This window comes from Bacillus sp. FSL K6-1218 (genome assembly GCF_038006445.1).
Lineage (GTDB): Bacteria > Bacillota > Bacilli > Bacillales > Bacillaceae_G > Bacillus_A > Bacillus_A thuringiensis_S.
This window is the reverse complement of the sequence record NZ_JBBOVE010000001.1, coordinates 3,841,319-3,867,846: the sequence shown is the minus strand read 5'-3', so window position 1 is coordinate 3,867,846 and position 26,528 is coordinate 3,841,319. Positions and strand designations below refer to the sequence as shown.

The window sequence follows — 26,528 nt, the reverse complement described above, 5'->3', positions numbered from 1 at the left end:
TAATTATAACATATGGGAGTGATCTTGGTGGGAATTAGAAAAGAAAATCTTATTAAAATGACAGCTGAAATAGATTTGAAAATAAACGGAATATATATCGTTAAAAATGGTCAGGTCCAACTAATAGAACCGCCTCAAAGTGGATTTGGTGAACAATCATTTGTATATCAAAGTGGAAAAGTAATTCGTATGGAAGAACGAAAAACACAGTTATTATAATCAAATTTGAATTTTGTAGAAAAACGAGGTGAAAGTAATATGCCACCAAAGAAAGGGATTATCTGAGATGAGTTTCAGCTAATCCCGAACCAATCATAGAGAGGAGAATGTATATGCAAGCGAAGACAATGCCTAAAATTATTAAACTAATAAAAGCAAATGTTTTGGCTGTACCTTTCGGAGCCAAAATAGCTAAAACAATTGAGATAGGTATCAAAATTAAAACAGGACCGACAAAATACAGATTGAAAAATAAGAATGCAGTTAAAAACATTGAAATGAAACCAAAGTATTCTCTCATTGCGTTATCCCTTCTCGAAAAGTAAATAATACAGATTATACCATATAGAAAATGAATCAAAATGATTTTTCAATAAAAACGCTATTTTGTTAGAAAGCGAGGTGGATTAATTGAGAGTTGATAAAACTTTATCAGAATTGTGGCACCTTAGAGGTAATACAGATAAAGAAGTGAGTCGCCAGGAATATGAAGAAGAGGTTAAAGAAACAGCGTATATGGCTATAAACACCATACAAAAATTGCAGAGAAGAATAAGTGAGCTTGAATTAGAAAACGATCAATTGAAAGGTATAAATAAGCTTTCTTAATAAAAATTTCATTTTGTAGAAAAAAAGAACAGTCAGCTTTTAATAGCTGCTCTGTTCTAAGTCTGTCGGTTGCTGATTGGTTTGACGATTCATTTGTGCACTTAATTTTACAAGTAAATCACGATCTACAAGTAAAACATCATTAGCATCAGCTAATTTACGTGCTGGTGCTGTGAAATAATTATTAGTTACAACCCATGCATGGTTAGCATTATAGTATTTTTTTGCTGCAACGATTTCTTGAACAGCTTGGAGACTAACTTTATTACTATAACGTTTTGCTTGCACAATGATTGTTTCATTATTATCTTTTAGGATTAAATCAGCTCCAAAGTCACCAGATCCTTTTGTAACTTCTGTTTGGTATCCGAAGAATTCGTATAAGTAACTCAAGTATTCTTCAAATTGTCGTCCATTCATACGATCAATCTCATAAATACTTGATTGGCGAAGTTCTTCTATATAAATTTTTTTAAGTTTCTCCTTTTTTATATAATCGAATATTAAATAAAAGATTAAAAATATAAAATAAATAAAAATTATTATGTATAAGAATTTTAACAATTACTACATCTCCTTATAGTTGTTAATTACATTATATAGAATTTCTTTATTTAAAGGGAATTAAATTTGAACAAAATAATCCTTTTCTAATAAAAGGTTACTAAAATATGAGAAAATGATATAATAATCCAAATTAAACATTTAGTCCTACTGGAAGAACCAGCGGACATCGAACTATAAGAGCATTAGTGATATTGCTCTGTAGTTTGGTGTCCGCTATTTTGTTTTTATTAACAAAATATATAAGGGGTGTTTTTATATATGGCGCAATTAACTTTTTTACCTAAAATTGATCGCAAAGCAACGCAGACTCGTTTAGAAGAGATTCTTGAAAATGTTCGTATTTATAGACAACTTGGGATGATTAGACATGAGATGAAGGTTACAGCATCTAGCGAGGTAAGATATCACGGTCCAACAAATATAGTAGGGAAGCCAGCTGAAGATATTGCTTTAGCAAATGTTGCTATGAGTGAAAGAGAAGTGAAATTACAACGTTTATCTTTTCAAATTGATAAAGCATTAAGTCGTTTTAGTAAAAACCAAAGGGATATTATTGTAAAACGATATTTAGAAGATGAAGAAGTCTTTGATTACATGGTTTATAACGAAATTGGTATGAGTGAGCGTACGTATAGACGAAATAAATCTAATGCTTTTTATAAATTAGCTTTTGCTCTTAGATTAGAAGTTTATGAAACTGAAGAAACTGGAGGGAATGAATAATGAATTTTGTTCAGCCAATACGTGATCCAGAGCAAATACAGCAGTTAAAAGAGTACTTTAGGGAAAAGAGCTTACGTAATTACATTCTCTTCATTATGGGTATTAATACAGGTCTCAGAATCTCAGATATTTTGAAATTGAAAGTAGGGGATGTTAAAGGCAGTCACATATCTATGCGGGAAAAGAAAACAGGGAAACAGAAACGAATACAAATTACTGCAGCACTGAAAAGAGAACTTAAATGGTTTATTGTAGAAAGAGAAGACAATGAGTATTTATTGCAAAGCAGACAAGGTAGAAATCGTCCAATCGGTCGTAGCATGGCATATAAGATATTAAGTGGAGCAGCGGCAGAGTTTGGATTAGATGAAATCGGAACGCATACCCTAAGAAAGACGTACGGGTACCATATGTACATGCAAACAAAAAACATAGCATTACTCATGGAGATATTCAATCACTCGTCAGAGAAGGTCACGTTACGTTATATAGGTGTTAACCAAGATGCAATGGATAAAGCAATGACTAGGTTTAAAATCTAATTATTGCTTATTTCTTTTTCATTAAAAGTTAAGCACCCCAAATCCCCTTAAAAAAGTTGTATTCGGAATATTGTAACAAAATAAAAAAAGACTCTACAAGAGAGTCTTTTATCAGCTAATATTAAGCTTTTTGAACATTAGTAGCTTGTAGGCCACGTTGTCCTTGTTCTACTTCAAACGTTACACTTTGTCCTTCGTCTAAAGATTTGTAACCGTCGATTTGGATAGCTGAGAAATGTACGAATACGTCTTCTCCACCTTCACGCTCGATGAATCCAAAACCTTTTTCTGCATTAAACCATTTTACTTTACCTTGTTCCATAATTGTTGCCTCCTAGTGTGGATACCCACACATATGTTACTACCCTTGCTCAAATACCTTAGACGAAAAACAAAATTTATTCTTAATCTCAAGCCAAACAAAAATAGGTCTTTCTTAAATTAACACACTTTCTAAAAAATAGCAAATTTCAAAAATAAGTCCTTATGGTAATTAGCTACTAATAGTTGTTGCTGAAGAAAAAGTCACTATGATAGTCATCACAGCAAGAAATTGCCAAAGGATCTCAACAATATCATTGGTTTGATTTTTTTTAGACATTCAACAACTGATAAAATTAGCTATTTTCGAACTGAATTTTACTTCTGGTAACGATAATTATGTAAATAAGCTGTCCATATGGGCAGCTTATTTTATTTTTTTGCTTAGCGTAGGTTATTTTGCAAAATGCTGGTGGTATCTCTATACAGTTACTCATAATTTTCGTACTGTGTAACTCAAAAGACAAAGTTAAATGAAATCAATGATACTAAGGGATTTCACGATAGGGTCAGTTACACACAATATAAGATATGGGTAACTGAATATAAATGATAGAATGTTAAATAAAGAAAGGAGGGGAGACAATGCGAGAAAGAAATAAAGAAGATGAACGTAATAGAATAAAAGAAAGGTTACAAGAAGAAGTAAGAAAGGGGACACAAGATAAGGCCCAGATTATCAAAAGTATACAAGATATACAACAAAGTGCTATGGAGGTTATAAGAGCAATACAGCAACCTATTATAGACATACAAGATAGTTTTGTAGAAAATATGTACGTTTTTTCAGAGGTAAACCATCATATTACAAGTCTAATGGATATCATTGATTGGGACTCAATTAGTGATGCAGCAGCAGAGAGAATAAAAGAAATTGATATGTTATTGAAAGAACATGAGAAGAATTTTTGGTGCTTAGATTTTGAAATTTTTGATGCAGTTGAAGAGGGTGAGATGACTCAAGAACATATATCAGAATATGTTAGTAAAAATCTTAGTTCATATATAGAAGAGATTGTTAAAGATCCTATGTACGAACTTCATGTAACACTAATACAAGAGACTTATGAAGCATTTAAAGCAGGATATTATAAATTATGTGCTATGCCATTGTTTGCTGCATTTGAACATGTTCTTGCAACCTGGGGTGACGGTAATATAAATGTAGATATGGTATCAGTTAGACAAAAACCAATAATATTTAGGATTACTAAAGCAATTAATCCTGAAAAATATAGCGAGGTAGAAGAAGAACAATTTACTAAAGTTTTTTCACTCTCGGTAATTCGGATGTTACACAAAATATTTGTTGGCGTTCCAAATGAATTATGTCAAGAACTTAATCGTAATTCAATAGCACATGGTTTTCATGATTATGATGCAATTACTAAGACAGATATATTAAAACTGTTTCAATTGCTCAAATCTACATTAGTAATAAGGTACTTTGATACGAGGCTTGTTAGAAATTAAAGTAGTGGCAGAGTCGTGACCGCTTTTTGGCAGGAAATGTGCCGGTTGTTTTGGAAGCAACGTGATATATTTGTATTATGAGAAGTGGCGGAAAACACAACTCATAAAAATTCCTTTATAAACTATATGTTGTCTAAACGGTTTCATAATGACGGCACATAAAATCCGAAACCAGCAGATGGTAATGGTTGAATGATACCGTTATTAAGGAGAGCTTTTGCTCTTCTTCCAGTCACTTAATAATGTTGAGATAGCTGAATGTAGTAGTATTAGGTAATTGGAAGAAGGATAAAATTTCACATATCGTAATTAAAAGACAAATAAATAATTGATAGAAAAGCATCCATTCGGGTGCATTTATTTTGGATTACATATATAGAACTTAACATTTACTTAAGGTAAGTTATCATTATACAAACTATTTAAAAAATGGATTATATTAATAATATAATAAAATAAGAGAAGGAATTCAGATTTTATAATTGTTATTGTCGGTTATCGTCGAATGATTTCGCTAGAAAACTGTCATAATCTGTCTGATAATATAAATAGGGGGTGTCAGCATGGATTTAAAAACTTGTTCTTCATGCGGAAAAGAGTATTATCTTTTTCATAAAAGAAATCCATACAATGATGAAGGGTATGTTTTCCATTGTGATTGTGGACATGAGATTTTTAGCTATGGTAAAGGAACTGATGATTATACACTAATTGCTGTTGATGTGTATAAAGAAAGATTACAAAGAATAAAAGAAGAGGAAGAAAAATATCCAATTTGTGATTGTGGAATAAAAATGGTGCCTCAAACGGGCCCATATGGAAAGTTTTTTGGATGTGCTAAATTTCCAAATGGCTGTAATAAAACTGTTAAAAGATAATTTATATTAAAAGTGCAACTGATGAATGGTTGCTCTTCTGCTTTGTGTCGTAACTTAGCGAACTATAGGTATTGTTGATAGATTAAAGTAATCCGATAATTGAAAGATAGAGGGGGGCTATTTGATAGTGAACGAACAACAAGATATTGACTTGTTAGAAAAGGAATTTAAAGACTTAAAAGGAAGAATAAAAAAAACTAGACAATCAAGAATTGAAGCATCAAAAAGATTAAGAAAAAAGCATAATTATTATGAAAAGGTAACTCATTTTTATTCATTAGTGGTTTTAATACTTTCAGTGTGGTTTCTTAACCAACAAGGGGAATCGGGTACAACAGCAACTAAAATTCTTCTTGTGCTTTCATTATCTTTAACTTATTTCACAATGTTTTTAAGTTTGAGAAATTATAAGGAAAGAGCGGGGGATTTTGAAGCCAATTATCAACAATTGGACGTGCTTACAAATAAAATTGATAGGTGTAAAGCAAGTGGTGAAAAGTTAGATATTGTAATACTAAAGGGTTACCAGAGAGAGTATGAAAAATTAATTATCGGTAAGGAAAACCACCAGAATATTGATTTTTACATATCGACTCAGGATAACCGAACAAAATTCAAATCAGAAATATTGTATTATAATATAAAAGATAAAACAATGAACATACTAATAGCTATATATCCTATTTTATTAGTGTTAGTAATATATTTATTTACTAAAATTATAAAGTGGTTTTAAATCAATTGGTTTTAGCACTCAAGAGTGAGTGCTTTTTATTTTCCAAAAAAAATATATAAGTCGTGTGAAAGTTTAAAAATAGTATATTATCTTTTCCAATGAACATATTAAGTAAAGTGTAAAATATCATACGTAAAAGGTGGAGGAATATGAGTAGAAATAAGAAAAATAAAGAATTGAATAAGGTGAAGAAGTATTATTTTAATGAGGATAATCAGCCAGTAGCTGGTATAGAGTTAACTTTGCCACCTGATATAGGAAGCATGTTAGGCACGAAATCAGATGATGATGAAAGTAATAGTGAATAAGTTTAATCTAAGCATCCATTTGGGTGCTTTTTATTTTGGAGGAAGAAAAAGAACAAACAGCTATTATAGGTAACTTAATAAATAATGCTATTGGTTTGGGGTTAGTAGAGGAACATATTGATCCATAGAAATTAGAAAAGGCTGTAGTTTTGTGCAATGAAATTAGTGATGATATGACACTGAAACAAACAAGAAAATCACTTATTAATGTATTGGATAAAACGATTATTGAATTCTTATTGAGTAAGGAGTGAGGATAGATGCTGTGGTTATTAGGTTATCTAATTGTAGGTATGATATACGTTTCCTCTGGTATGCAATCAGGTTTACGTAAGATGTTGAAAGATGATGAGGGCGATACTAAACAGGAAGCAATTACTATCATAGTAATGTTCTTAGTTATGTGTATCTTCACGCCTGTGTGGCCAGCATTAATCACAATGAAGATTGCTAGTAAGTTTCATAAGAAAGAGATTGAGAAGTAGGTATGAAAGAATATAAAACCAAACAACAGAAGCGTAAGTTTTATGACAGTGTTGAGTGGAAGAGTATACGAAAACAAGTAAAGAAGCGCGACAACTATGAGTGCCAAGAGTGTAAGCGCAATGGTCGAGTTCAAACAGATACCAATGAATATAGTGAGAGCGCAAAGCGCAAGAAGATTCAACTCGTTGTCCATCATATAAAAGAACTTGAACATCATCCAGAACTTGCATTAGAAAAAGATAATCTAGAAACAGTCTGTGTGGATTGCCATAATAAAGAACATGGAAGATCCTTTGAAAAGAAACCGAACAAATGGGAAAACGATGAAAAGTGGTAAAAATGATTCAGTAATACTCCCCCCCCTTAAAATATTTCAGCAAAATTTGCTCTAAGGGGCACCGGAGGAGGGGGTCGTTTTTCCAGATTTTTAAGTTGTCTCGTATAGGACCCCTACCCAGTATGAAAATATGATTGAATCGAGGTGATATTATGGCGGATATTGATGAGCGTGAGGTGCTAGTTAACAAAGAAAAAAATCGTTTGAAAAGATTATTTAAAGACATCCCACCTAGTAAGTTAAAAGTGGTTGAAGGATTAATTATTCAGGCAGCAAGATTACGAGTTTTATTAAATGAGATGTGGATGGATATATCTGAGAATGGTGACTATGAAATGTTCTCACAATCTGATAAAACAGAGCCGTATGAAAGAGAACGACCTGTTGCCCGGTTATATAATACTCGTGATCAATCATATCAAAGGGTCATTAAACAACTAACGGATTTGTTGCCAGAAGGAAATAATAAAAAAGAAATTAAGAAATATTCGGCAAGTGATTTAATATGATTGTTCATAAGTATGTAAGTGAATATATAGAACTATATGAAATAGGAACAGTGGTATTAAATAAAGAACGTATCATGCTTATAAATTATTTAAAGCAAGATATATTAACTCGTAATGATTTACATTTTGATGTGGATTTAATTCATAAATGTGTAACTTTCATAGAAAAGTGGCATTTCAAATTAAATTCCTTTCAGAAATTTTTAATAGCATTTGTGTTTTTGTTTGATGAATATGAGGATGTTTATTTTGATCAACACTTCTGGATGATGGCAAGGGGTGCTGGTAAAAACGGATTGATTAGTGCATTGACACACTTCTTTATTAGCGAATTGCACGGTATTGAGCATTACAACGTATCGGTAGTTGCTAATACAGAAAGACAAGCTAAAACTTCTTTTATAGATGTTTATGAAAAGAATAAAAAACATGAAATATTAGACGAGTTATTTGTATCAACAAAACAATTGATAACAAATAAAGCTACTCGTTCGACTTTTGAATTTCATACGTCTAATGCAGGGAGTAAAGACTCGTTAAGGGACGGGTGTGTTATTTACGATGAGATACATAGATATGAAAATAGCGATGTTGTAGAAGTGTTCTCTAGCGGTTTAGGTAAAGTTCCTAACTCTAGGGAATTTTTTATTACCACAGATGGATTTGTTCGTGAGGGTTATCTTGACAAAATGAAAGAGCGAGCTATGAATATCCTGAAAGGGAAAGAAAAAGAAGATAGATTGTTTCCTTTTATTTGTAAGCTTGATAACGCTGAAGAAGTAGATAATCCTGATATGTGGGAAAAAGCAAATCCAATGTTTAGTAAGCCAATGGGTCAATACGCTAGAGGGTTGTTTAAGAAAGTTATGCGTCAGTATAAAAATCTAGAAAACGATCCGTCTAATAGAGAAAATTTCATGACTAAGAGGATGAATATACCGGAAGTAGATTTAACAAAGTCTGTAGCTTCATGGGAAGAAATCATGCGTACTGGTTTTGAAGAAGATGGAGAAACACTGAGAGAAGTTCCAGATTTAAAGCACAAAGTAGCAGTAGGCGGTCTCGACTTCGCCAGCATCAAAGACTTCGCAGCAGTCGGCTTGCTATTTAAACATGGTGAAGATTATATATGGAAAGGTCATTCATTTGTACGTAAAGGATTCTTGGACAAGGTGAAATTAAAAGCGCCTATTTATGAATGGGCTGAAAATGGCTTACTAACTATTGTGGATGAGCCGGTTATTAATATCTCTCATATTGTGGATTGGTTTGTAAAAATGCGTGAGATATACGGATTTAACACAATAGTAGCTGATACATTCCGTCTTGATCTTGTTAAAACAGCACTTGAAGCTGAAGGTTTCATATTGTTATACATCCGTAACCCAAAAGCTATTCATTCTTTATTAGCGCCAAGGGTAGAAACGTTATTTGCAAACAATCGTATTATTTTTGGTGATAATCCATTAATGCGTTGGTACACCAATAACGTCTACGTCCACATCAAAAAAGACGGCAACAAAGAATATTTGAAGAAAGATGAATTTAAGAGAAAAACAGATGGATTCCAAGCCTTTATCCATGCATTATGGCAAGCGGATAACATTCTTGTGGATGAATTCGACTTTATGTTAGACAGTATTAAATTCTAATAAAGGGGGTGATAATCATTGGATGGTTGGACGCAGTATTTAAAAGAAATAGTGAAGTAGGATTTATGTTTGATGTGGAAATGTTTATCGAAAAGGCAAATAGAGTCCATATGAAGCGATTAGCGATTGATACATGTATTTCTTTTTTAGGAAGAACAATAAGTCAGTCGGAATTCAGAGTGAAAAACGGTGAAGAATTTGAAAAGGATGAGCTTTATTACCGATTAAATGTTAGACCAAATAAGAATATGACAGCAAGTACCTTTTGGGAGAGTTTCATTTACAAACTTATTTATGATAATGAAGCTTTGATTATCCAAGCGGATGATGGTGATCTACTTATTGCTGATGACTTTGAACATAACGAATATGCTGTGTTTGAAGATACTTTTACAAATGTCACTGTAAAAGATTATCAGTTTAAAAGAAGTTTTAAACAAAGTGAAGTCATTCATTTAAGATACAGGAATGATAAGTTATCACCTCTTATCGATGGTTTGTTTACTGATTATGGTGATTTATTCGGTAGAATATTAAGTTCTCAAAAACGTAAGAATCAAATTCGCGGAACAGTTGATATGGACATGCTCGCTGCAAAGAGCAAAGAACACCAATCAAAACTGCAAGAGTTCATTGATAACATGTACAAAGCGATTGGAGAAAAAGATGTCGCTATCATTCCACAACAACCAGGTTTTAAGTATGCTGAAACGTCAGGTGGAGCAAATTCTGGGCAGAGTGTGGAGGAAATTAATAAAGTAACAAATGGCTTCTTAAATCAAGTAGCAATGGCTTTTGGTATTCCAACTGCTTTGATATATGGTGAAATGGCTGATGTAGAGAAGCAAACAAAGAATTACATGCTTTTCACAGCAAAACCTTTGTTAAAAAAGATTTCAGATGAAGCAAACGTTAAATTTTTTGAAAAAGAAGAGTATCTTTCAGGTCAAAAAATTGAAATTAAAGCTGTTTCTTATCAAAGTATATTTGATCTTGCGACAAGCATCGATAAACTCATTTCTTCAAGTGCATTTACAGGAAATGAAATTCGATTAGAAGTAGGATATGAAGTTTCTGATGATCCTAACTTAAATACACATCATATTACGAAAAACTATACGAAACTAACTGATTCTGAAGGAGGTGAGAATACAAATGACGGTGAAAATTGACGTTAAAGGACCAATAATTTCAAATGATGAAGCTTGGATTTATGATTGGTTTGAAATGGATGCTGCAAGCCCAGGTAAAATTTCAAAAGAACTAACTAATGCCAATGGTGATGATTTAATTGTATCGATTAACAGTCCTGGTGGTTATGTACACGAAGGATCAGAAATTTATACAGCATTAAAAAATTATCCTGGTAATGTGGAAGTTCAAATTGTTGGTTTGGCTGCAAGTGCGGCTTCTGTTATTGCGATGGCTGGTGATAAAGTCCGAATTTCACCTACAGCACAAATTATGATTCATAATGCTTCAATGTGGAATGGTGGAGATCATCGTGACATGGAAAAGGCAGCTGAAATGTTGAAAACAACAGATAGAGCAATTGTAAATGCTTATGTCATTAAAAGCGGTAAATCAGAAAAGGAACTACTTAATATGATGGCTGAAGAGACTTGGATGGGTCCGCAACAAGCATTAGAAAATGATTTTGTGGATGAAATTATGTTTATGGATAATCAGGTTAAAATGACAGCTTCAACTGCTATTGCCACCATGCTTCCCCAGAAAGTAATCGATGGCTTTAGAAATGGAACAATGAACAAAGGCCAAGGGATTACAAAAGAAGATTTAAATGCAGCATTATCAGGATTAAAAAATGAAATCCTGAATGATTTACAAAACAATATAGAAGAACCAAAGGAGCCGAATCCTAAACCTGTAAAAAACAGTGGGATTAAAGGGCTCCTTTTAAAATTATAAAAATTGGGGGAAACACATAATGACGATTAAATTTAATAAATCTGAAGCATTTAATAAAGCAAAAGCAAAATTGACGGACACTTTAACTAACGCGGAAAGTACAGAACAAGAACAAACGTCAGCGTTTGAAGGTTTCTTTGATGCACTACAAACAGATGTAGCAAATACTGTTCGTGAACAAGTAAATAACGATATGCTTGATCGTTCAATTTTACAGCAACGTGGTCAAAATGTTTTAACTTCAGCAGAAACAAAATTCTTCAATGCAGTTGTTAAAGAAGGTGGATTTACAGATGGCTCAATCCTTCCTGTAACGACTCAAGAGCGTGTGTTTGAAGATTTAGTTACGGAACATCCCTTATTAGCTGAAATTGGTTTGCAAGATTTAGGAGCAGTTACGAAGTTTATTTATTCTGATGCAACGAAGGCGTATGTATGGGGCGAGTTATTCGGTGAAATCCGTGGGCAAATTGATGCCATCTTCAAACAAGAAAAAATTGGTCAACTTAAATTAACTGCATTTGCAGCAATTCCAAATGATATGAAGGAACTTGGCCCGGAATGGATTGAACGTTATGTTCGAACTGTTTTAGTAGAAACATATTCTGTCGGTCTAGAATTTGGCTTTATTAATGGTGGCGGATCTGTAGCGCATCAACCAGTTGGTTTAATGAAAGATGTAAATCCAGAAACAGGCGCTGTTACTGATAAAAAATCTTCTGGTAAACTAACATTTGCTCCGTCTGATAAAGGGGTAATTGTAGCAGGCGAACTTTATGAAGTAGTAAAAGCTTTATCTGTTGATGCAAAAGGGAAATCCAGAAAAGTATTAAATAAAATTGTAATGGTAGTTAACCCGATTGATGCGATTGGCGTACAAGCACGTAATACAATCCAGACCGCAACAGGTCAATGGGTAATGGCATTGCCTTATAACATTAAACCTGTCGAGTGTGAGGAAGTTCCTGTTGGTAAAGCATTATTCTTTGTAAAAGGACAATATATTGCTGCAATCGCAGGTGGATACAAGCTAAAAGAATTTGATCAAACATTAGCTTTCGAAGATGCTACTCTTTATACAATTAAACAATTTGCTAATGGGAAACCAAAAGATAATAAAGCGGCTCTTGTTTACGATTTAGCAATTTCATTTACACCACCTGCAGAAACAAAATCTAAATAAAGGGTGAAATGAATGAGAAACGCAACGATTTCAGATGAAATATTGCAAGAGTTCAAAGAAAGGATGCACTTAGGAGATGAGGAAGACGATAACCTAAAGCGTATCCTTTCTATGTCCAATAAGGCTTTATTAAGAGTTTGTGGCGATTATGGTTTAAATAATAACGAGGAGTTCAAGGAATTAGTCTTTGAACGCTCTCGTTATGCCTATAACGATGCCTTAGAGTATTTTGACAAGAATTTTTTAAGTCAGATTAATAGTTTAGGTGTTGATAAAGCGTTAGAAGAAATTAAATTGGACGGTGATTAATATGCGTCCTTTTCAGTATAAGAAACCATTGAATACGGGAGATTTTCGCAATCGAATTCGTATCGAACAACCTGTAGTAATAAAAGATGAATTAAACCAAGTAATCGAAACATCTTGGCCAGAATTTAAAAAAGCCTGGGCGATGATAAAAACAGTGAAAGGATCTGAGTACATTGAAGCTTCCGCTTCACAAGCTACACGAGTTTATCGATTCGTAATTCCATACACTTCTGGTATTACGGAAGAAATGCGAATTAATATGAAAGGTCGTATCTTTGATATCATCGAACCGCCAATGAATGATGATGAAATGAATCAAACATTGACTATAATCGCAAAGGAGTATGTTTAATATGAATGATTTTGCGGGAGAGCTTGCTAGAGAATTACAAAGATATGCAAATGTTGTAGAAGAAGAATTGATAAATGCACAAGAAGATGTAGCTGATATCGCTGTAGGTAAGTTAAGACAGAATAGTCCTAAGAAAACAGGTGGTTATCGTAAAGGTTGGCGAAAGAAAAAAGTTGATAAAGCCGTTGTTATCCATAATACAAAGGGACAATTAACGCATCTTTTAGAAAATGGCCATGCGAAAACTGGTGGTGGCCGCGTACTGGAAAAAGTGCATATTCGTCCTGTTGAAGAGTATGTAATTGATGAATTGCCGAAACGTATTGAAAGGGCAATTGAATCATGACATTAACATTAGGAGAATTTATAAAAATCCTTGAAGCTACAGGTTATCCTGTGGCTTATTCGCATTTCACAGCAACACCAGGGAATCCAGTTCCAGCGCCACCGTATATCTGTTTTCTTGTGGATGGGTCAGCAAATTTAATGGCTGATAACAAGGTGTATCACAAGATAAATGATGTAAATATAGAGCTTTATACAACTAAGAAAGATTTAGTTGCGGAAGCCAAGCTAGAACAAGTCCTAGATGATCACGAGATTCCTTATGACTCGTATGGGACTTTTATTGAATCTGAAAATATGTATCAAAAATTTTATGAAACGAGGTTGATATAAATGAATGAAAATAAAGTAGCATTTGGTTTAAAGAATGTCCACTATGCGCTTTTCGATATTAAAGATGGTGTAGTTACATTTAATACACCAATTCCATTACCTGGTGCGGTTGAATTAACGTTTGATCCACGAGGGGATTTAATTGAATTCTACGCTGATGACATGCTTTATTACGCTGCAAGTAATAACCAAGGGTATGATGGAACGCTTTCCATTGCGACTATTCCGGAACAATTTGCAATTGATGCACTAGGAGAGGAATTAGACGAAGAAGATGGTGTGTTAAATGAGTTAGCCGATGCGAAAGGAAAATCATTTGCATTATTATTTGAATTTGATGGTGATGTACGAGCAACTCGACACGTTATGTTTAACTGTTCTGCAAGTCGTCCAACACTTGCATCTAAAACGAAAACAAATTCAGCAGAGCCAAATACAAATGAACTTAAATTTGTATCCAGTCCTATTGATATTAATGGAAAACGTATGGTTAAAACGAAAACTACTACTAAATCAAAAGCAGATATTTATAATAATTGGTACAAAAAAGTGTATACAAAAGTACCTGCATTACCAAAAGGAGCGTAAGTAAATGGAAAAGACAATTACAATAGACGGAAAACAGGTCAAATTAAAAGCTAATGCAGCATCAGCCAAGCGATATAAGGCGCAATTTAGACGGGATTTATTTGCCGACATGTTTAAATTAGGAGCTATAGGTACATTCGCTTCGCAAGATGCAACAGAAGGTACTATTGATTTTTCTAACTTAGATTTCGACAAGGTAGATTTTGAAGTTTGTTACGATTTAGTTTGGTTATACGCTAAAACAGCTGATCCTGAAATTCCAGACCCGATGACTTGGTTAGAAGGATTTGATGAGTTTCCTATTTACGATATAATGCCGGAAATTAATGAGATGGTTCAAAAAACAATGGGAGCAAAAAAAAAGTAAAGAAAATTAATGGGGAGCAAGGGACTTTCAGTGATGAAGAATTAAGCACTGAATTGTTCCTTGCTCTTTGTTATGAAGCAAAGCTCACATATTGGGATTTAGAAGTGATGACGATTGGTGATTGCTTTGATTATATAGCTGAGTATGCTGAAATGAAAAATCCAGGACAAGAAAAAGTTCGAAAAGCAACTCAAGAAGACTTTAATGCTTTCTAAGAAAAAGGGGTGAGATAATGGCAGGAGGAAAAATTAAAGGAATTACGATTGAAATTGGAGGGAATACGCAACCGTTACAAAACGCCTTAAAAGACGTGAATAAGCAAAGTGATTCTTTGACTAAAGAGTTAAAAGATGTTGAACGTTTATTAAAGTTTAATCCTGGTAACGTTGAGGCACTTGCTCAAAAACAACAGTTGCTTACACAACAAATTGAAAAAACTACACAAAAGCTCGATAAATTAAAAGAAGCGGAGCAACAGGTTCAAGAGCAATTTCAAAATGGGAAAATTTCAGAAGAGCAGTACCGCGCATTTAGGCGTGAAATTGAATTTACACAAGGGTCACTTGATGGTTTGAAAAACAAACTCGGTAATATGAAAGCCGAACAAGAAAATGTAGCAAGTTCAACACGACAATTAGAAACTTTATTTAGTGCTACAGGAAAAAGTGTTGATGATTTTGCGAGCGCATTAGGTAATCGTCTTGTAAATGCAATTAAAAGTGGATCGGCTACAAGTCGACAGTTAGAGCAAGCAATTGGTCTTATTGGTCGTGAAGCTTTAGGAACTGAAGCTGATATTGAAAAATTACAACGTGCCCTCCGGTCTGTGGATGCTGGGAACTCTATACAACAAGTACAAAATGAGTTAAGGGACTTACAACAAGAAGCTGGCAGAACCGAGAAGAAGTTTGAAGGTCTAAAAGTAGGATTAGAGAATGTTATCGGTGGATTAGCAGCTGGTGGTGGAATTGCAACAGCTGTTGAAAAAGCACTTGATATGTCAAAATTGAAAACCAAAATTGATATATCTTTTGATGTCCCTGAATCCTCGAAAAAATCAGTAGAAGAAGCAATAAGAGGCGTAACAGCTTATGGAGTGGATGCTGAAGAATCACTTGCTGGTGTACGTAGGCAATGGGCTTTAAATAAAGATATTAGTGATGAAGCGAATGCATCTATCGTTAAAGGTGCAGCAACAATCGCGCAATCCTATGAAGGTATAGATTTTACAGAGTTGATTCAAGAAACCTATGAAATAGGAAATGAATTAGGAATAACGCAAGATAGTGCTCTTGGTATGGTTGATGCTTTGTTAAAAATGGGATTTCCGCCAGAACAGTTAGACATCATTGCTGAATATGGTAGCCAGCTAACCCGTGCAGGCTTTAAAGCTGAGGAAGTTCAAGCCATTATGGAAGCAGGCGTTGAAACAGGTAGTTGGAATTAGATTATAGTTCCCTTGTATGGTGACGTACAATGAAAAACTCCTTTAATTCAGTGAAACTCTCAAATGAGACAATACTGAGCGAAGCCTTTTAATTAAGGAACGTGCAACGACTAGTCGAAAGACGTAGGGTGTAAGTAAATGACACTCGAAACGGGGAGCAACTCAAGTAGTTGAAGATATAGTCTAATCTATACGGTGACGTATAGCAGTTCATAAGAGAACGGGCGTGACGTTGCGAATCACGTTGAATATAAATGATTGATAATCTCTTAGACGGACTGAAAGAAGGTAGGGTCCAATTAACTGAATTCGCACAAGGAGCTGATAAGGCCTTAAAAGAAGCGCTTGACGGTTCTGGTATTGCAACTGAACAAATAGAAAAATGGGGAGCATCTGTCGCTAAAGGCGGAAGAGATGGCGCGGCAGCGATGGTAGAAGTAGCTAAAGCTATTGACGGAATAGAAGACCCAGTTAAGAAAAATCAGGTTGGGGTTAAAGTTCTAGCCACTATGTTTGAAGATCAAGGTCAAAATTTAACAAACACTTTAATTGAAGCTTCTAAGAAAACAAAAGATCTTCAACAAAACCAAGACAACTTAAATGAATCTGTTAAAAAATTAGATGCAAATCCAGCTGTAAAGTTCCAAAAAGCGATGGGCGATTTACAAATGGCTCTTGAACCTATACTAGGAGTAATTGCTGATGTTGTTGCTAGTATTGCTGATTGGATTTCTAATAATCCAGAATTAGCAGCGACATTAGCAGCAGTTGCAACGGCTATTGGAGTAATTTCAGGGGCACTTATGGCTATTGCACCAATTGTTGTATCGGTCATGGGGGTATTTGAAATTGGGGCCGCCGCGGCACTAGGTATAGTTGCTATTGTTCCTATTATCATAGCCGCTATAGTTGCTCTAGGAGTGGCTATTTATAAAAACTGGGATGATATTAAAAATTGGACAATAGAAGCATGGGATTCTATTAAAGAGTACTTAGTAGAGCTTTGGGACGGGATATCCCAATCCTGTAGTGAAGCATGGTCTTCATTTTTAGAAGCAATGCACGAATTTTTTGATCCGGTAGGTCAATTTTTTAGTGATTTATGGGAGGGTGTAAAGCAGGCGTGTAGCGATGCATGGAATTCTACTGTTGAATTCTTTTCTGAAGCATGGTCTTCTTTCGTAGAAATGATGCATAGTTTCTTTGATCCGATAGGTGAATTCTTTAGTAGTTTATGGTCTGGCATTGTTGAAACTGCTTCCTCCTGGTGGTCCTCTTTAGTTGAAACAGCATCTGAATTGTGGGGAACATTAACGCAAGCATGGCAAGAAACATGGGATACAATTCTTACTGTTTTAGATCCAATTATTTCGGCAGTTTCTACCGTTTTAGAAGCTGGTTGGTTGTTAATACAGGCAGGTGCACAAATTGCATGGGCGGCAATCTGTCAATATATTATTCAACCGATTCAGGAAGCTTACGACTGGGTAAGTACACAAATCGGTGAAATGGTCACTTGGCTTGGTACACAATGGGAAATTGCAAAAGCTATGGCACAAATTGCTTGGGGACTATTTAAGCAATATATTATTCAACCTGTTCTAGAAACTTGGAACTTAGTAAAAGAAAAGTTCAGTGATTTAGTTTCTTGGTTAAATTCACAATGGGAGACAGTTAAATCATATACATCAGCAGCATGGGGGTTATTTAAACAATATATTATAAAACCTGTACAAGATACTTGGAATTTAGTAAAAGAAAAGTTTAGTGATTTATCCAATTGGATGTTAGGAATTTGGGCGAAAATAAAAGGCTATACACTTGAAGCGTGGAAGATGGTTTACACATACATCGTTGAACCAGTTATTTCAGCTTATAATTCTGCAAAAGAGAAATTCAATGATATGTACAATACAGCACGGGAAAAATTTGATTCTGTTAAGAATGCAGCTCAAGAAAAATTTGAAGCGGCAAAACATTTCATTATAGATCCAATTAAAGATGCAGTTGACAGTATAGAAAAATTTATTGGAAAGATTAAAGGATTCTTTAGTGACTTGAAGTTGAAAATTCCAAAACCAGAAATGCCACCTCTTCCACACTTCAGCTTACAAACTAGCACGAAAAATGTTTTAGGTAAAGATATTACATTTCCGTCAGGAATTAATATTGATTGGCGTGCAAAAGGCGGTATCTTTACTAAACCAACTATCTTTGGAGTGAATGGCGGAAACTTGCAAGGTGCAGGAGAAGCGGGGCGAGAAGCAGTGCTTCCTCTAAATAAAAAGACACTTGGAGATATTGGTGCAGGAATTGTGGCGGCCATGCCACGACAACAATTTGCTATGCCGAGAGAAATAAATCAACTAATGGGTGACATTAGCCGTATAATGGCTAGTTCTGTGAGTCAATTATCAGGATTAAAGAGTGTCATGAGTGGTGTGTATGGAAGCATGTCAAATAGTAGACAAGCTATGGCAAACAGCGTATCAAATCAAGTGATTAATTACGGATCTGGTTCATCTTCTAGTGGTGAAGTTATTCCAATGCTTGGTGGAGATTTAGTTATTGAAGTGCCTGTTAATTTAGAAGGAAGAGACGTGGCACGCGGTACTTATCGCTATACAACCGAGTATCAAGAAAGAGAAGCAAAAAGAAACTCAGCCTTTTAGGTTTGGGTTTCTTTTATTTTATAAAGAAATGAGGTGTTGGCATGAGTTCTTTTACTTTTAACAACCAACGAAAGGGGTACATTCAAATAGAAAAGGGATGGAGTCCACCAACATGGGCACCTCTAAAACGTAATTTCTTAAAAACACCTGGATATCCAGGTGCAAGATTATTAGGAACGGATACAGACCCTCGTCCACTTCCTGTCCCTGTAGGAATTATCGTTCCAGATGGAACAGATTTAGAAACGTTAAAAGAAGAAATAGCAGCATGGTTAATTACAGAAGAAGCAGTTGAGCTAGTATTTGATGCAACTCCTGATCGAACATATTTAGCTATAATTGATGAAGATTTTAATCTTGATGATTTCGTTACGTTAGGTAAAGGTACTTTGAAGTTTATTTGTCCGATGCCTTATAAATTAGGACCCACCCGAACAGTAGAATTTCAAACAGGTGCACTGGGGTTAATGGCAAACGTTCAAAATAAAGGAACTGTTCATTCTAATCCTATTATTGAGATCGACATTACGAAACCAAACACTTTTTTAGATGTATGGTTTGAAGATGAATATTCAAAGGAACCGGATTATTTCCGTATTGGAGTGCCATTAAAAATGGAACAATTGCCTGTAGAAAGAAATCAACGTCTTATATGGGATGAAATGTCCACAACTGTAGGGTGGAGTAAGGTTAGTTCTATGGAAGATGGTAATCCAGTTGGTGAAATGAAAACAGATAGTTACCAATTCTATTGTTCGGACTATGGCTCGGGTAATGGATGGCATGGCGCAGCTGTTAAGAAGAGTATCCCTGGTGGGCCAGTACAAGATTTTATTATGCAAGCCCACGTTACATGTAAAAGTAAAAAGATCAATGAAATGGGACGAGTTGAGATAGCAATACTCGATGAAAACAGCAAAGTTCTTTCAAAAATTGCCATGAATGACCTCTATTGGCAAGCTGAACAAAATTTTGGAACGATGGTAATTGGATATGATAATAAGCCTGGAAAAACAGGTTTAATCTATGAGAGTGGTGATTATCCGAATACATGGAATCAGTATTATGGTAGGTTGTGGATTGCTAGAACCGGTAATGATTGGGAAGCTTATATTTCAAAATTTCTTCCTGGAACAGAAAAAGATGATTCAGAACGCTTTGCAAGATGGACCGATAAAGACAATAAACATATGGAAAAAGCAGCTCAAATACAGATTAGTATCATGCAGTGGCAAGATGTTCCGCCAGTAGAAGCGATGACAGTTTCGGATTTGAAATTTTGGAAAGTGAATTTAAATAATCAAAATACACCGCCTTATATAGTCGATGTTGGTGACAAAGTCGTAATTGATACAGAAAATAGTCATGTAATGATTGAAGGGAAGGATGCGATTAATATTAAGGACATTTTCAGTAATTTTCCTATCATTAATAAAGGTATTAATACACTAGAAATCATGCCTTCTGATATCGGAACAGCAAAGGTTAAATATAGGGAGCGGTTTAGATGAGAACACCAAGTGGAGTCTTACATATTATTGATTTTAAAACCAGTCAAATCGTTTCAGCTATACAACCAAAAGATTATTGGGATGATAAACGTCATTGGGAAATCAAGAATAATATCGATACTTTAGAGTTTAAAGTATTTGATAACACGAAATATGCAGCAACACTTATGCAACAAAACTTAGTATTAAAAGAAGTAAGGGATGGGCGTATTGTTCCGTATGTAATCACTGAAGTAGAAAAAGACCCTGACGATAGATCAGTAATTACTTATGCATCAGGTGCATGGATTAATCTTGCTAAAGATGACTATATTCGTCCGCAGAAAATTGAAGGTAAGACAGTAAATGAATTTATGGATATTGCTCTTGTAGGTACAAAATGGAAGCGTGGTAAAACGGAGTATGCTGGATTTCATTCTATGACTATTGATGAATTTATAGATCCATTGAGTTTCTTAAAAAAGATTGCTTCCCTATTTGAACTAGAAATTATATACCGTGTTGAAGTGGTTGGTTCTCGAATTGCAGGTTGGTATGTAGACATGGTGAAAAAAAGAGGAAGAGAAACAGGAAAGGAAGTCACTTTAGGTAAAGATTTAGTTGGAATTAAACGTATTGAAAACTCACAAAACATTTGTACAGCTTTAATTGGCTTTATCAAAAAAGAAGGTGGAGAAGTTCTCACTATCTCAGATATAAATAAAGGTATTCCATATATTGTGGATAACGATGCATTTCAACGTTGGAATGAAAAAGGTAAACACAAATTTGGATTTTATACTCCAGAAACAGAAGAAGATATAACACCAGAACGCTTATTGACTCTTATGAAAATAGAGTTAGCAAAACGTGTGAATACCGCTGTCTCTTATGATGTTCAAGCACAAAGTATAGGGCGTGTATTTGGACTGGCTCACGAGTTAATCAATGAAGGAGATACAATCCGAATTAAAGATGTTGGATTCACACCTAAGCTTTATTTAGAAGCAAGGGCAATCACTGGTGATGAATCACATACTGATCCTTCGCAAGATAAATACGCATTTGGTGATTACCGTGAGATTACAGATCCAAATGAAGAACTACGAAAGATTTACAATCGTATCCTTAGTTCACTAGGTAGTAAGCAAGAACTGATAAATCAGTTAGATAAATTAGTGAAAGATGCAAATGAAACAGCTAATAATGCTAAGAGAGAATCAGAAGTAGCAAAAACACTGGCTGAAAAAGTTCAAGAGAATCTTAAAAATAATACGGTAAATATAATTGAAGCTAAAAATCCACCGACCGATAACCTTATAATAGGCAAGACGCTATGGCGAGATATTAGCGACGGTAAACCAGGTATTTTAAAAGTGTGGAACGGTAAAGGGTGGGAGCTTCTTATTCCTGATGTGGAAACTATCAAGAAAGAAACAATAGAGCAGGTTAATAAGGATATTAAACTTACAAAAGAAGAATTAAATAAAAAAGTGGAAGAAGCGCAAAAAGAAGCTTCGGGACAATTCAAGGAAGTTAAAAATAGTCTCCAAGAAGTTTCGCAAACTATTAAAAATGTACAAAACTCTCAAGGTGAAATTAATAAAACTGTCTCTGAAATGAAACAAACCAACGAAGGTTTTACTAAATCTATTGAGTTATTAACAAAAAAAGATGGTGAAATCACTGGAAAATTAAATACAGTAGAAGAGACTTTTGAAGGTACAAAAAAGACAATCTCTGAGGTGCAGCAAACAACAAATGCTTTAAAGAAAACCACAACTGAAATTACTGAAAAGGCTGGTCAGATTAGTGAGAAGTTGGAGAGTGTAGAAAAGAAAGTTAATAACGATAAAGCTGGAGGACGTAATCTGTTATTAGATTCAAATGCTAAATACGAAAAAACAGATTATCTAATCAATCCATATTCTTTAACCGAAAATTTCTCTACAGGTGAAGAATATACATTTGTAATTAAAGGTAGCGTTCCGAAGGGGCAGAAGTTCGGGATTTGGCAAAATGGTGGTTCGAATAATGTTGGATATGCAACAAGTGTTTATGCGAATGGAATTACCTATGTAACTTTTAAAGCTGTAGCAGCAACGAGTGGAAATGAAAGAAAGTTGAGTCTGTATAACTTTCCAAGTAACACTACAAAAGCCATTGTAGAATGGGTTGCTTTATATAAAGGTAATAAGCCACAGGATTGGACACCAGCTCCAGAAAATCAAGTAACGAGTGATGAATTCACTAAGAAAACAACCGAGATTGAAAAAAGTGTGGATGGTATTAAAGAAAATATTAAAGTGGCAGAAAAAACACAAACCTCTTTTAATGAACGTGTTAACACTGTAGAAAAGAATGCAGAAGGAACAACTGCAAGCGTTAAAAAATTACAGGAAACACAAACTGAGCAAGGGAAAACATTAACTCAGGCTGCCACAACGATACAGCAACACTCTGAAGCATTGAAATTAACATTGAAAAAGAAAGATGTTGAGGATTATGTAGGCGGTTTAGGTACTGTCAACGAGTTGCGTGATGCTGATTTTAAGTTAGGACAGAAATATTGGTTTTGGAATAGTGGTAATGGGGCTACTGGTTCTGTTGATACGAATTTAAAATACAAAGGTATGAATACATTTGCAATTACCGTTACTGGCCAGACTCAAGATCGTTGGTGGGGACTTATAAGTCAATTCATTGAGTGTCAGGTTAACGAAGAATTTGTTGTATCAGGTTATTTCAATACTGATGGGAAAACACCTATTGATAGTGGCGGTGCATTTATAGAAATTGAATGGTGGACTGCTGACAAAAAAACTCGCATTAAAACAGCTAGAACGAATATCAAGGTTGTAAATCATACATGGGTTCGTGCTGTATGTTCAGATAAAGCACCTGCTAATGCAGCGTTTGTGAGATGGCGTTATTACGTTACAAGAAATGGGCGTTTATGGTGTGCTGCACCTATGTTACAACGTGGCACTATAGCTACAGAATTTTGGTTGCATCCGAAAGATCAAACTGATGTTGATAAAATGCTAGAAGATATAGCTAATAGAGTAGCTACTGAGAAATACAATCAGAAAGTTACAGAGTTAGAAAGAAGTATTGGCGCAAATGAAAAAGGTATTACAATCGTTTCTGGGAAACAAGAAACGTTTATAAATGAGACTTATAAGGGCTATGTAAGGAAAACGGAATCTAGGTTAGAAGTGTTAGATGAAGGGATTCTAGCGCAGATTTTAAAGGACGGTATTGTCACTGCCATCAATATGTCCCCTGGGAAAATTACAATTAATGCTGCAAAATTGGATATTAATGCAGATACAATGGTCAAATGGCTAACAGCGAAAGGCATTGATACGAATCTTATTAGAATTAACGGTGACAAGATAACCATTGATAAAGATGGTGTAACTGTTAAAATGCTAGACTTCCTATTCCAAGATGAATGGGGAACAAAAACAACTGCGGTATCAAGGCGAAACCTAATAGCGGATCCCGACTTTTCGAGTGTTACAAAGAAAAACATTGGACATAACGATTATTATGGGTTTGAAGGTGGATATGGTCTTACTTGGAGGTCATGGGGAAATGTCGTAATAGAAAAGAATACACATATATTCGATTACGAGCAAATGGTGAATGCTACAAGGGTAGACATGTATAACTATCCAGAAGCAATCGTGAATAATGGCATACATCCGGGAAATGAATACACAGTATCTGCTCACTTTAGAGCAACTATGATAAATGGTGTACGTAAAACAGGGAAACCACGCTTACATGTATGTTGTGTTAAATTCCGAGACAATGTAAGTTACGATATATGGAATGAACAAAAAATGGACTTTCCTGAGCCGTCTACATTTTATGGAGAAATCAGAAGATATTCATTTACCTTCAAAGTGCCGAAAAACTATATTCCGCAACAACACGCATTGATTATTAAAGTTTGTTCTGGAAGTGCTGACATGAGACAAGGGACAGCGATTTGTGTAAGTGGTGTAACGCTATACAGTGGTAAATATGCATCTATGTATAATTGGGATCGTGCAGCAGCAGAAAGAGCGGATGGCATTCAGCCGTTTAACGCACTTGCTATAGGTGGTGTGAATAATAATATAACTCCAGCACCAGACGGCCAAACGTTTGATATAAGTACAGAAAAGGATGTAAAAGTTTTTTCTAATATAAGGGCGATGCAAGGAATTAATTTAGGTGGCGGTGGATTCCAACAGTGGGGACATATTCGTTTTGTAGAAGGAAACCGAGGGTTAGGATTCTATGTCTGTAACTCAAATGGATGGCACTTTAATAGTTTGGGATAAAGAAGAAAGGAGTAATAGTATATGAATCAGAATTCAGCTGTTACACCTCCACAACGTGGGGATGTAACACCGTTTATGGGATATTTAGTAGAGTTGGAAAGATCTGAAGCTGGAATTTTTGTAAACATCCCCATCAATGTATTAAATAATGCAGGACTTTTAAATGGCATGAATAAAGTCGAGGTATGGAGGGAACTTGATGGAACTATAAGCTTTAGAATCGCAACAAGATGCGAAATCTGTAAACGTGGAGCACGTCTATATGAACTAGATATGGGATTTGCGAAGAAGCACATTTGCATGGACTGTTATACATCGCTTACTGGTTCTTATCCACCACAAGGACCACCAACATCAACTAATGAAAATAATACGCAAACAGAGCAGGAGCAGCATTAGCTGGTCTTTTTTTATTGCCTAAAAAGGAGATGAGAACAGTGGAAGATGCGATTTTCAACTCAGTCATTCAACAAGGTGCATTTGCAGCGTTATTTGTGTGGATGCTATTTACTACACAAAAAAAGAATGAGCAACGTGAAGAAAAGTATCAACAAGTAATTGATAGAAATCAACAAGTAATAGAAGAGCAAGCAAAGGCTTTTGGATCTATCTCTAAAGATGTAACAGAAATCAAACAAAAACTATTTGAAGGAGATGTTCAATAATGGGATATATCGTTGATATTTCAAAATGGAATGGTAATATTAACTGGGATGTAGCAGCACTGCAATTAGACTTAGTAATTGCTAGGGTACAAGATGGTTCTAACGTAGTTGATCATATGTATCCAAGTTATGTTGGTGAAATGAAAAAACGTGGTGTTTCTTTTGGTAACTATGCGTTTTGTCGATTCGTTTCTGAAAATGATGCACGTGTAGAAGCTCGTGACTTTTGGAATCGTGGAGATAAAGATGCATTGTTCTGGGTAGCTGATGTGGAAGTGAAAACAATGGGGAATATGTTAGCTGGAACATTAGCTTTTATTGATGAATTACGTCAATTAGGTGCTAAAAAGGTTGGGCTATATGTTGGTCATCATACATATAAAGAGTTCCAGGCGGATAAAGTAAACGCTGATTTTGTATGGATTCCCCGATATGGCGGGAAGAGACCAGCTTATCCATGTGATATCTGGCAATACACAGAGACAGGTAATGTACCTGGTATTGGTAAGTGTGATTTGAACCAATTGATTGGCAGTAAACCGTTAGCTTGGTTTACAGGAGAGGAACAAGCAGAACAATCTGTTGCTAATGGTGGCTATCAATACGTTAAATCTGGAGGGTTTGGTATTTCATTAGTTCAGGAAGTCGTAAACGCTATGAATGAGCGTGGAACAAAAGGGAAGGTTGTCTCTGATCCATTAACTGGTTTAGCGTACTTACAAACGGAAGTACTACCTAATGGCGAGCTTGATAAGATTACAGCTTGGATGGATGAAAGAAACTGGTGGTACGAGTATATTGAAAAATAAAACAAAAGAATAGTTTTATGAACAAAAATTATTATCTGGTTCTATATGTAGATAATTATATATTGATTTTCATCTTTATAAATGTTAGGGTAAATATACACCGTTTCTTATTTATCTATGAGTACTGTCTGTAGAACGAATAGAATAATTTGAAAAAAATCCCCTTTTGCACCTATATGCAGAAGGGGATTTTAATATTTATGAGATTTAAAATTTACTTTTAGATAACGCTTTAAGTACTGGCTTTACAATTAAACCTATTAAACGAAAGCTCTTAAATATAGCGCGTACAACTTTCAAGGAATGTTCCTCCTAGTTGATGTTAATAACTGTATTATTATA

At 34.8% G+C, this 26,528-nt stretch carries 31 protein-coding genes and 2 pseudogenes; 31 read left to right on the top strand and 2 right to left on the bottom strand.

Annotated features, from left to right (window positions below; translation table 11 throughout):
* Nucleotides 1-27 precede the first annotated feature (27 nt).
* From MHI26_RS19555 to MHI26_RS19545, 3 genes are all read left to right on the top strand, one after another.
* Nucleotides 28-219 (top strand): DUF3954 domain-containing protein, encoded by a 192-nt coding sequence (locus MHI26_RS19555; protein ID WP_000512845.1) that lies wholly within the window; start codon nt 28-30, stop codon nt 217-219.
* Between the two features lie 113 nt (nt 220-332).
* Nucleotides 333-545, top strand: a complete 213-nt coding sequence (locus MHI26_RS19550; RefSeq protein ID WP_061666381.1) for a hypothetical protein — start codon at nt 333-335, stop codon at nt 543-545.
* 85 nt (nt 546-630) lie between these two features.
* Nucleotides 631-828 (top strand): hypothetical protein, encoded by a 198-nt coding sequence (locus MHI26_RS19545; RefSeq protein ID WP_061666382.1) that lies wholly within the window; start codon nt 631-633, stop codon nt 826-828.
* Between the two features lie 39 nt (nt 829-867).
* On the opposite strand, the gene MHI26_RS19540 is transcribed toward MHI26_RS19545, so the two are convergent.
* On the bottom strand, nt 868-1,248 hold the full coding sequence (locus MHI26_RS19540; RefSeq protein ID WP_225988047.1) for a restriction endonuclease: 381 nt from the start codon (nt 1,246-1,248) through the stop codon (nt 868-870).
* A 405-nt stretch (nt 1,249-1,653) separates the two neighbouring features.
* Between MHI26_RS19540 and MHI26_RS19535 the strand changes: the two genes are divergently transcribed.
* Nucleotides 1,654-2,118: an ArpU family phage packaging/lysis transcriptional regulator gene (locus MHI26_RS19535; protein ID WP_000068015.1), complete on the top strand. Its 465-nt coding sequence runs from the start codon at nt 1,654-1,656 to the stop codon at nt 2,116-2,118.
* The gene (locus tag MHI26_RS19530; RefSeq protein ID WP_061666383.1) at nt 2,118-2,660 is read left to right on the top strand and encodes a site-specific integrase; all 543 of its coding nucleotides are present in this window, start codon (nt 2,118-2,120) and stop codon (nt 2,658-2,660) included. Before MHI26_RS19535 ends, MHI26_RS19530 begins: the two co-directional genes overlap by 1 nt.
* Before the next feature lie 121 nt (nt 2,661-2,781).
* Here the strand turns inward: MHI26_RS19530 and MHI26_RS19525 are convergent, their stop codons facing one another.
* Nucleotides 2,782-2,982: a cold-shock protein gene (locus MHI26_RS19525; protein ID WP_000434821.1), complete on the bottom strand. Its 201-nt coding sequence runs from the start codon at nt 2,980-2,982 to the stop codon at nt 2,782-2,784.
* 584 nt (nt 2,983-3,566) lie between these two features.
* Here MHI26_RS19525 and MHI26_RS19520 point away from each other — a divergent pair.
* The 26 genes and pseudogenes from MHI26_RS19520 to MHI26_RS19395 all read left to right on the top strand — a co-directional run bounded on the left by MHI26_RS19520 (nt 3,567) and on the right by MHI26_RS19395 (nt 26,186).
* Nucleotides 3,567-4,454, top strand: a complete 888-nt coding sequence (locus tag MHI26_RS19520; protein WP_061666384.1) for a hypothetical protein — start codon at nt 3,567-3,569, stop codon at nt 4,452-4,454.
* Between the two features lie 563 nt (nt 4,455-5,017).
* Entirely contained in the window at nt 5,018-5,332 is a 315-nt protein-coding gene (locus MHI26_RS19515) for a hypothetical protein (RefSeq protein ID WP_061666385.1), read from the top strand.
* 127 nt (nt 5,333-5,459) lie between these two features.
* Complete coding sequence (locus tag MHI26_RS19510) at nt 5,460-6,068, top strand: SLATT domain-containing protein (protein ID WP_225988048.1); 609 nt, start codon at nt 5,460-5,462, stop codon at nt 6,066-6,068.
* Between the two features lie 149 nt (nt 6,069-6,217).
* The gene (locus tag MHI26_RS19505) at nt 6,218-6,376 is read left to right on the top strand and encodes a hypothetical protein (protein WP_098446989.1); all 159 of its coding nucleotides are present in this window, start codon (nt 6,218-6,220) and stop codon (nt 6,374-6,376) included.
* A gap of 32 nt (nt 6,377-6,408) precedes the next feature.
* Nucleotides 6,409-6,630, top strand: a pseudogene (locus MHI26_RS19500) (hypothetical protein).
* 6 nt (nt 6,631-6,636) lie between these two features.
* Nucleotides 6,637-6,861, top strand: coding sequence for a hypothetical protein (locus MHI26_RS19495; RefSeq protein ID WP_061666387.1), 225 nt, complete (start codon nt 6,637-6,639; stop codon nt 6,859-6,861).
* A 2-nt stretch (nt 6,862-6,863) separates the two neighbouring features.
* Nucleotides 6,864-7,199, top strand: coding sequence for an HNH endonuclease (locus tag MHI26_RS19490; protein WP_061666388.1), 336 nt, complete (start codon nt 6,864-6,866; stop codon nt 7,197-7,199).
* A gap of 152 nt (nt 7,200-7,351) precedes the next feature.
* Complete coding sequence (locus MHI26_RS19485; RefSeq protein ID WP_000763336.1) at nt 7,352-7,708, top strand: hypothetical protein; 357 nt, start codon at nt 7,352-7,354, stop codon at nt 7,706-7,708.
* Nucleotides 7,705-9,360, top strand: a complete 1,656-nt coding sequence (locus tag MHI26_RS19480) for a terminase TerL endonuclease subunit (protein ID WP_061666389.1) — start codon at nt 7,705-7,707, stop codon at nt 9,358-9,360. Before MHI26_RS19485 ends, MHI26_RS19480 begins: the two co-directional genes overlap by 4 nt.
* An 8-nt stretch (nt 9,361-9,368) precedes the next feature.
* Nucleotides 9,369-10,532, top strand: a complete 1,164-nt coding sequence (locus MHI26_RS19475) for a phage portal protein (protein ID WP_416808912.1) — start codon at nt 9,369-9,371, stop codon at nt 10,530-10,532.
* Nucleotides 10,516-11,289: a head maturation protease, ClpP-related gene (locus MHI26_RS19470; protein WP_061666390.1), complete on the top strand. Its 774-nt coding sequence runs from the start codon at nt 10,516-10,518 to the stop codon at nt 11,287-11,289. Before MHI26_RS19475 ends, MHI26_RS19470 begins: the two co-directional genes overlap by 17 nt.
* Before the next feature lie 19 nt (nt 11,290-11,308).
* Nucleotides 11,309-12,472, top strand: coding sequence for a phage major capsid protein (locus MHI26_RS19465; protein ID WP_000152777.1), 1,164 nt, complete (start codon nt 11,309-11,311; stop codon nt 12,470-12,472).
* A 12-nt stretch (nt 12,473-12,484) separates the two neighbouring features.
* A complete protein-coding gene (locus MHI26_RS19460) occupies nt 12,485-12,781 on the top strand; it encodes a hypothetical protein (RefSeq protein ID WP_061666391.1) in 297 nt (98 codons plus the stop codon).
* 1 nt (nt 12,782) lies between these two features.
* On the top strand, nt 12,783-13,133 hold the full coding sequence (locus MHI26_RS19455; protein ID WP_061666392.1) for a phage head closure protein: 351 nt from the start codon (nt 12,783-12,785) through the stop codon (nt 13,131-13,133).
* Between the two features lies 1 nt (nt 13,134).
* Nucleotides 13,135-13,479, top strand: coding sequence for an HK97 gp10 family phage protein (locus tag MHI26_RS19450; protein ID WP_061666393.1), 345 nt, complete (start codon nt 13,135-13,137; stop codon nt 13,477-13,479).
* Nucleotides 13,476-13,811, top strand: coding sequence for a hypothetical protein (locus MHI26_RS19445; protein ID WP_061666394.1), 336 nt, complete (start codon nt 13,476-13,478; stop codon nt 13,809-13,811). Before MHI26_RS19450 ends, MHI26_RS19445 begins: the two co-directional genes overlap by 4 nt.
* Nucleotides 13,812-14,399 carry a major tail protein gene (locus MHI26_RS19440; protein WP_001004906.1) on the top strand — a complete coding sequence of 196 codons (588 nt, stop codon included), beginning with the start codon at nt 13,812-13,814 and terminating at the stop codon, nt 14,397-14,399.
* Nucleotides 14,400-14,403: 4 nt separating this feature from the next.
* Entirely contained in the window at nt 14,404-14,766 is a 363-nt protein-coding gene (locus MHI26_RS19435) for a hypothetical protein (RefSeq protein WP_000415912.1), read from the top strand.
* Nucleotides 14,767-14,819: 53 nt separating this feature from the next.
* On the top strand, nt 14,820-14,981 hold the full coding sequence (locus MHI26_RS19430; RefSeq protein WP_000477704.1) for a hypothetical protein: 162 nt from the start codon (nt 14,820-14,822) through the stop codon (nt 14,979-14,981).
* A gap of 17 nt (nt 14,982-14,998) precedes the next feature.
* A pseudogene (locus MHI26_RS19425) lies at nt 14,999-16,207 on the top strand (hypothetical protein); the annotation flags it as partial.
* Nucleotides 16,208-16,470: 263 nt separating this feature from the next.
* Entirely contained in the window at nt 16,471-18,885 is a 2,415-nt protein-coding gene (locus MHI26_RS19420; protein WP_338153088.1) for a phage tail tape measure protein, read from the top strand.
* 41 nt (nt 18,886-18,926) lie between these two features.
* The gene (locus MHI26_RS19415; RefSeq protein WP_061666396.1) at nt 18,927-20,396 is read left to right on the top strand and encodes a distal tail protein Dit; all 1,470 of its coding nucleotides are present in this window, start codon (nt 18,927-18,929) and stop codon (nt 20,394-20,396) included.
* Nucleotides 20,393-24,712 (top strand): phage tail spike protein, encoded by a 4,320-nt coding sequence (locus MHI26_RS19410; RefSeq protein WP_061666397.1) that lies wholly within the window; start codon nt 20,393-20,395, stop codon nt 24,710-24,712. Before MHI26_RS19415 ends, MHI26_RS19410 begins: the two co-directional genes overlap by 4 nt.
* A 21-nt stretch (nt 24,713-24,733) precedes the next feature.
* Nucleotides 24,734-25,111, top strand: coding sequence for a hypothetical protein (locus tag MHI26_RS19405; RefSeq protein WP_061666398.1), 378 nt, complete (start codon nt 24,734-24,736; stop codon nt 25,109-25,111).
* Nucleotides 25,112-25,140: 29 nt separating this feature from the next.
* Nucleotides 25,141-25,377 (top strand): BhlA/UviB family holin-like peptide, encoded by a 237-nt coding sequence (locus MHI26_RS19400; protein ID WP_001261076.1) that lies wholly within the window; start codon nt 25,141-25,143, stop codon nt 25,375-25,377.
* A complete protein-coding gene (locus MHI26_RS19395; protein ID WP_061666399.1) occupies nt 25,377-26,186 on the top strand; it encodes a GH25 family lysozyme in 810 nt (269 codons plus the stop codon). Before MHI26_RS19400 ends, MHI26_RS19395 begins: the two co-directional genes overlap by 1 nt.
* Nucleotides 26,187-26,528: the final 342 nt, after the last annotated feature.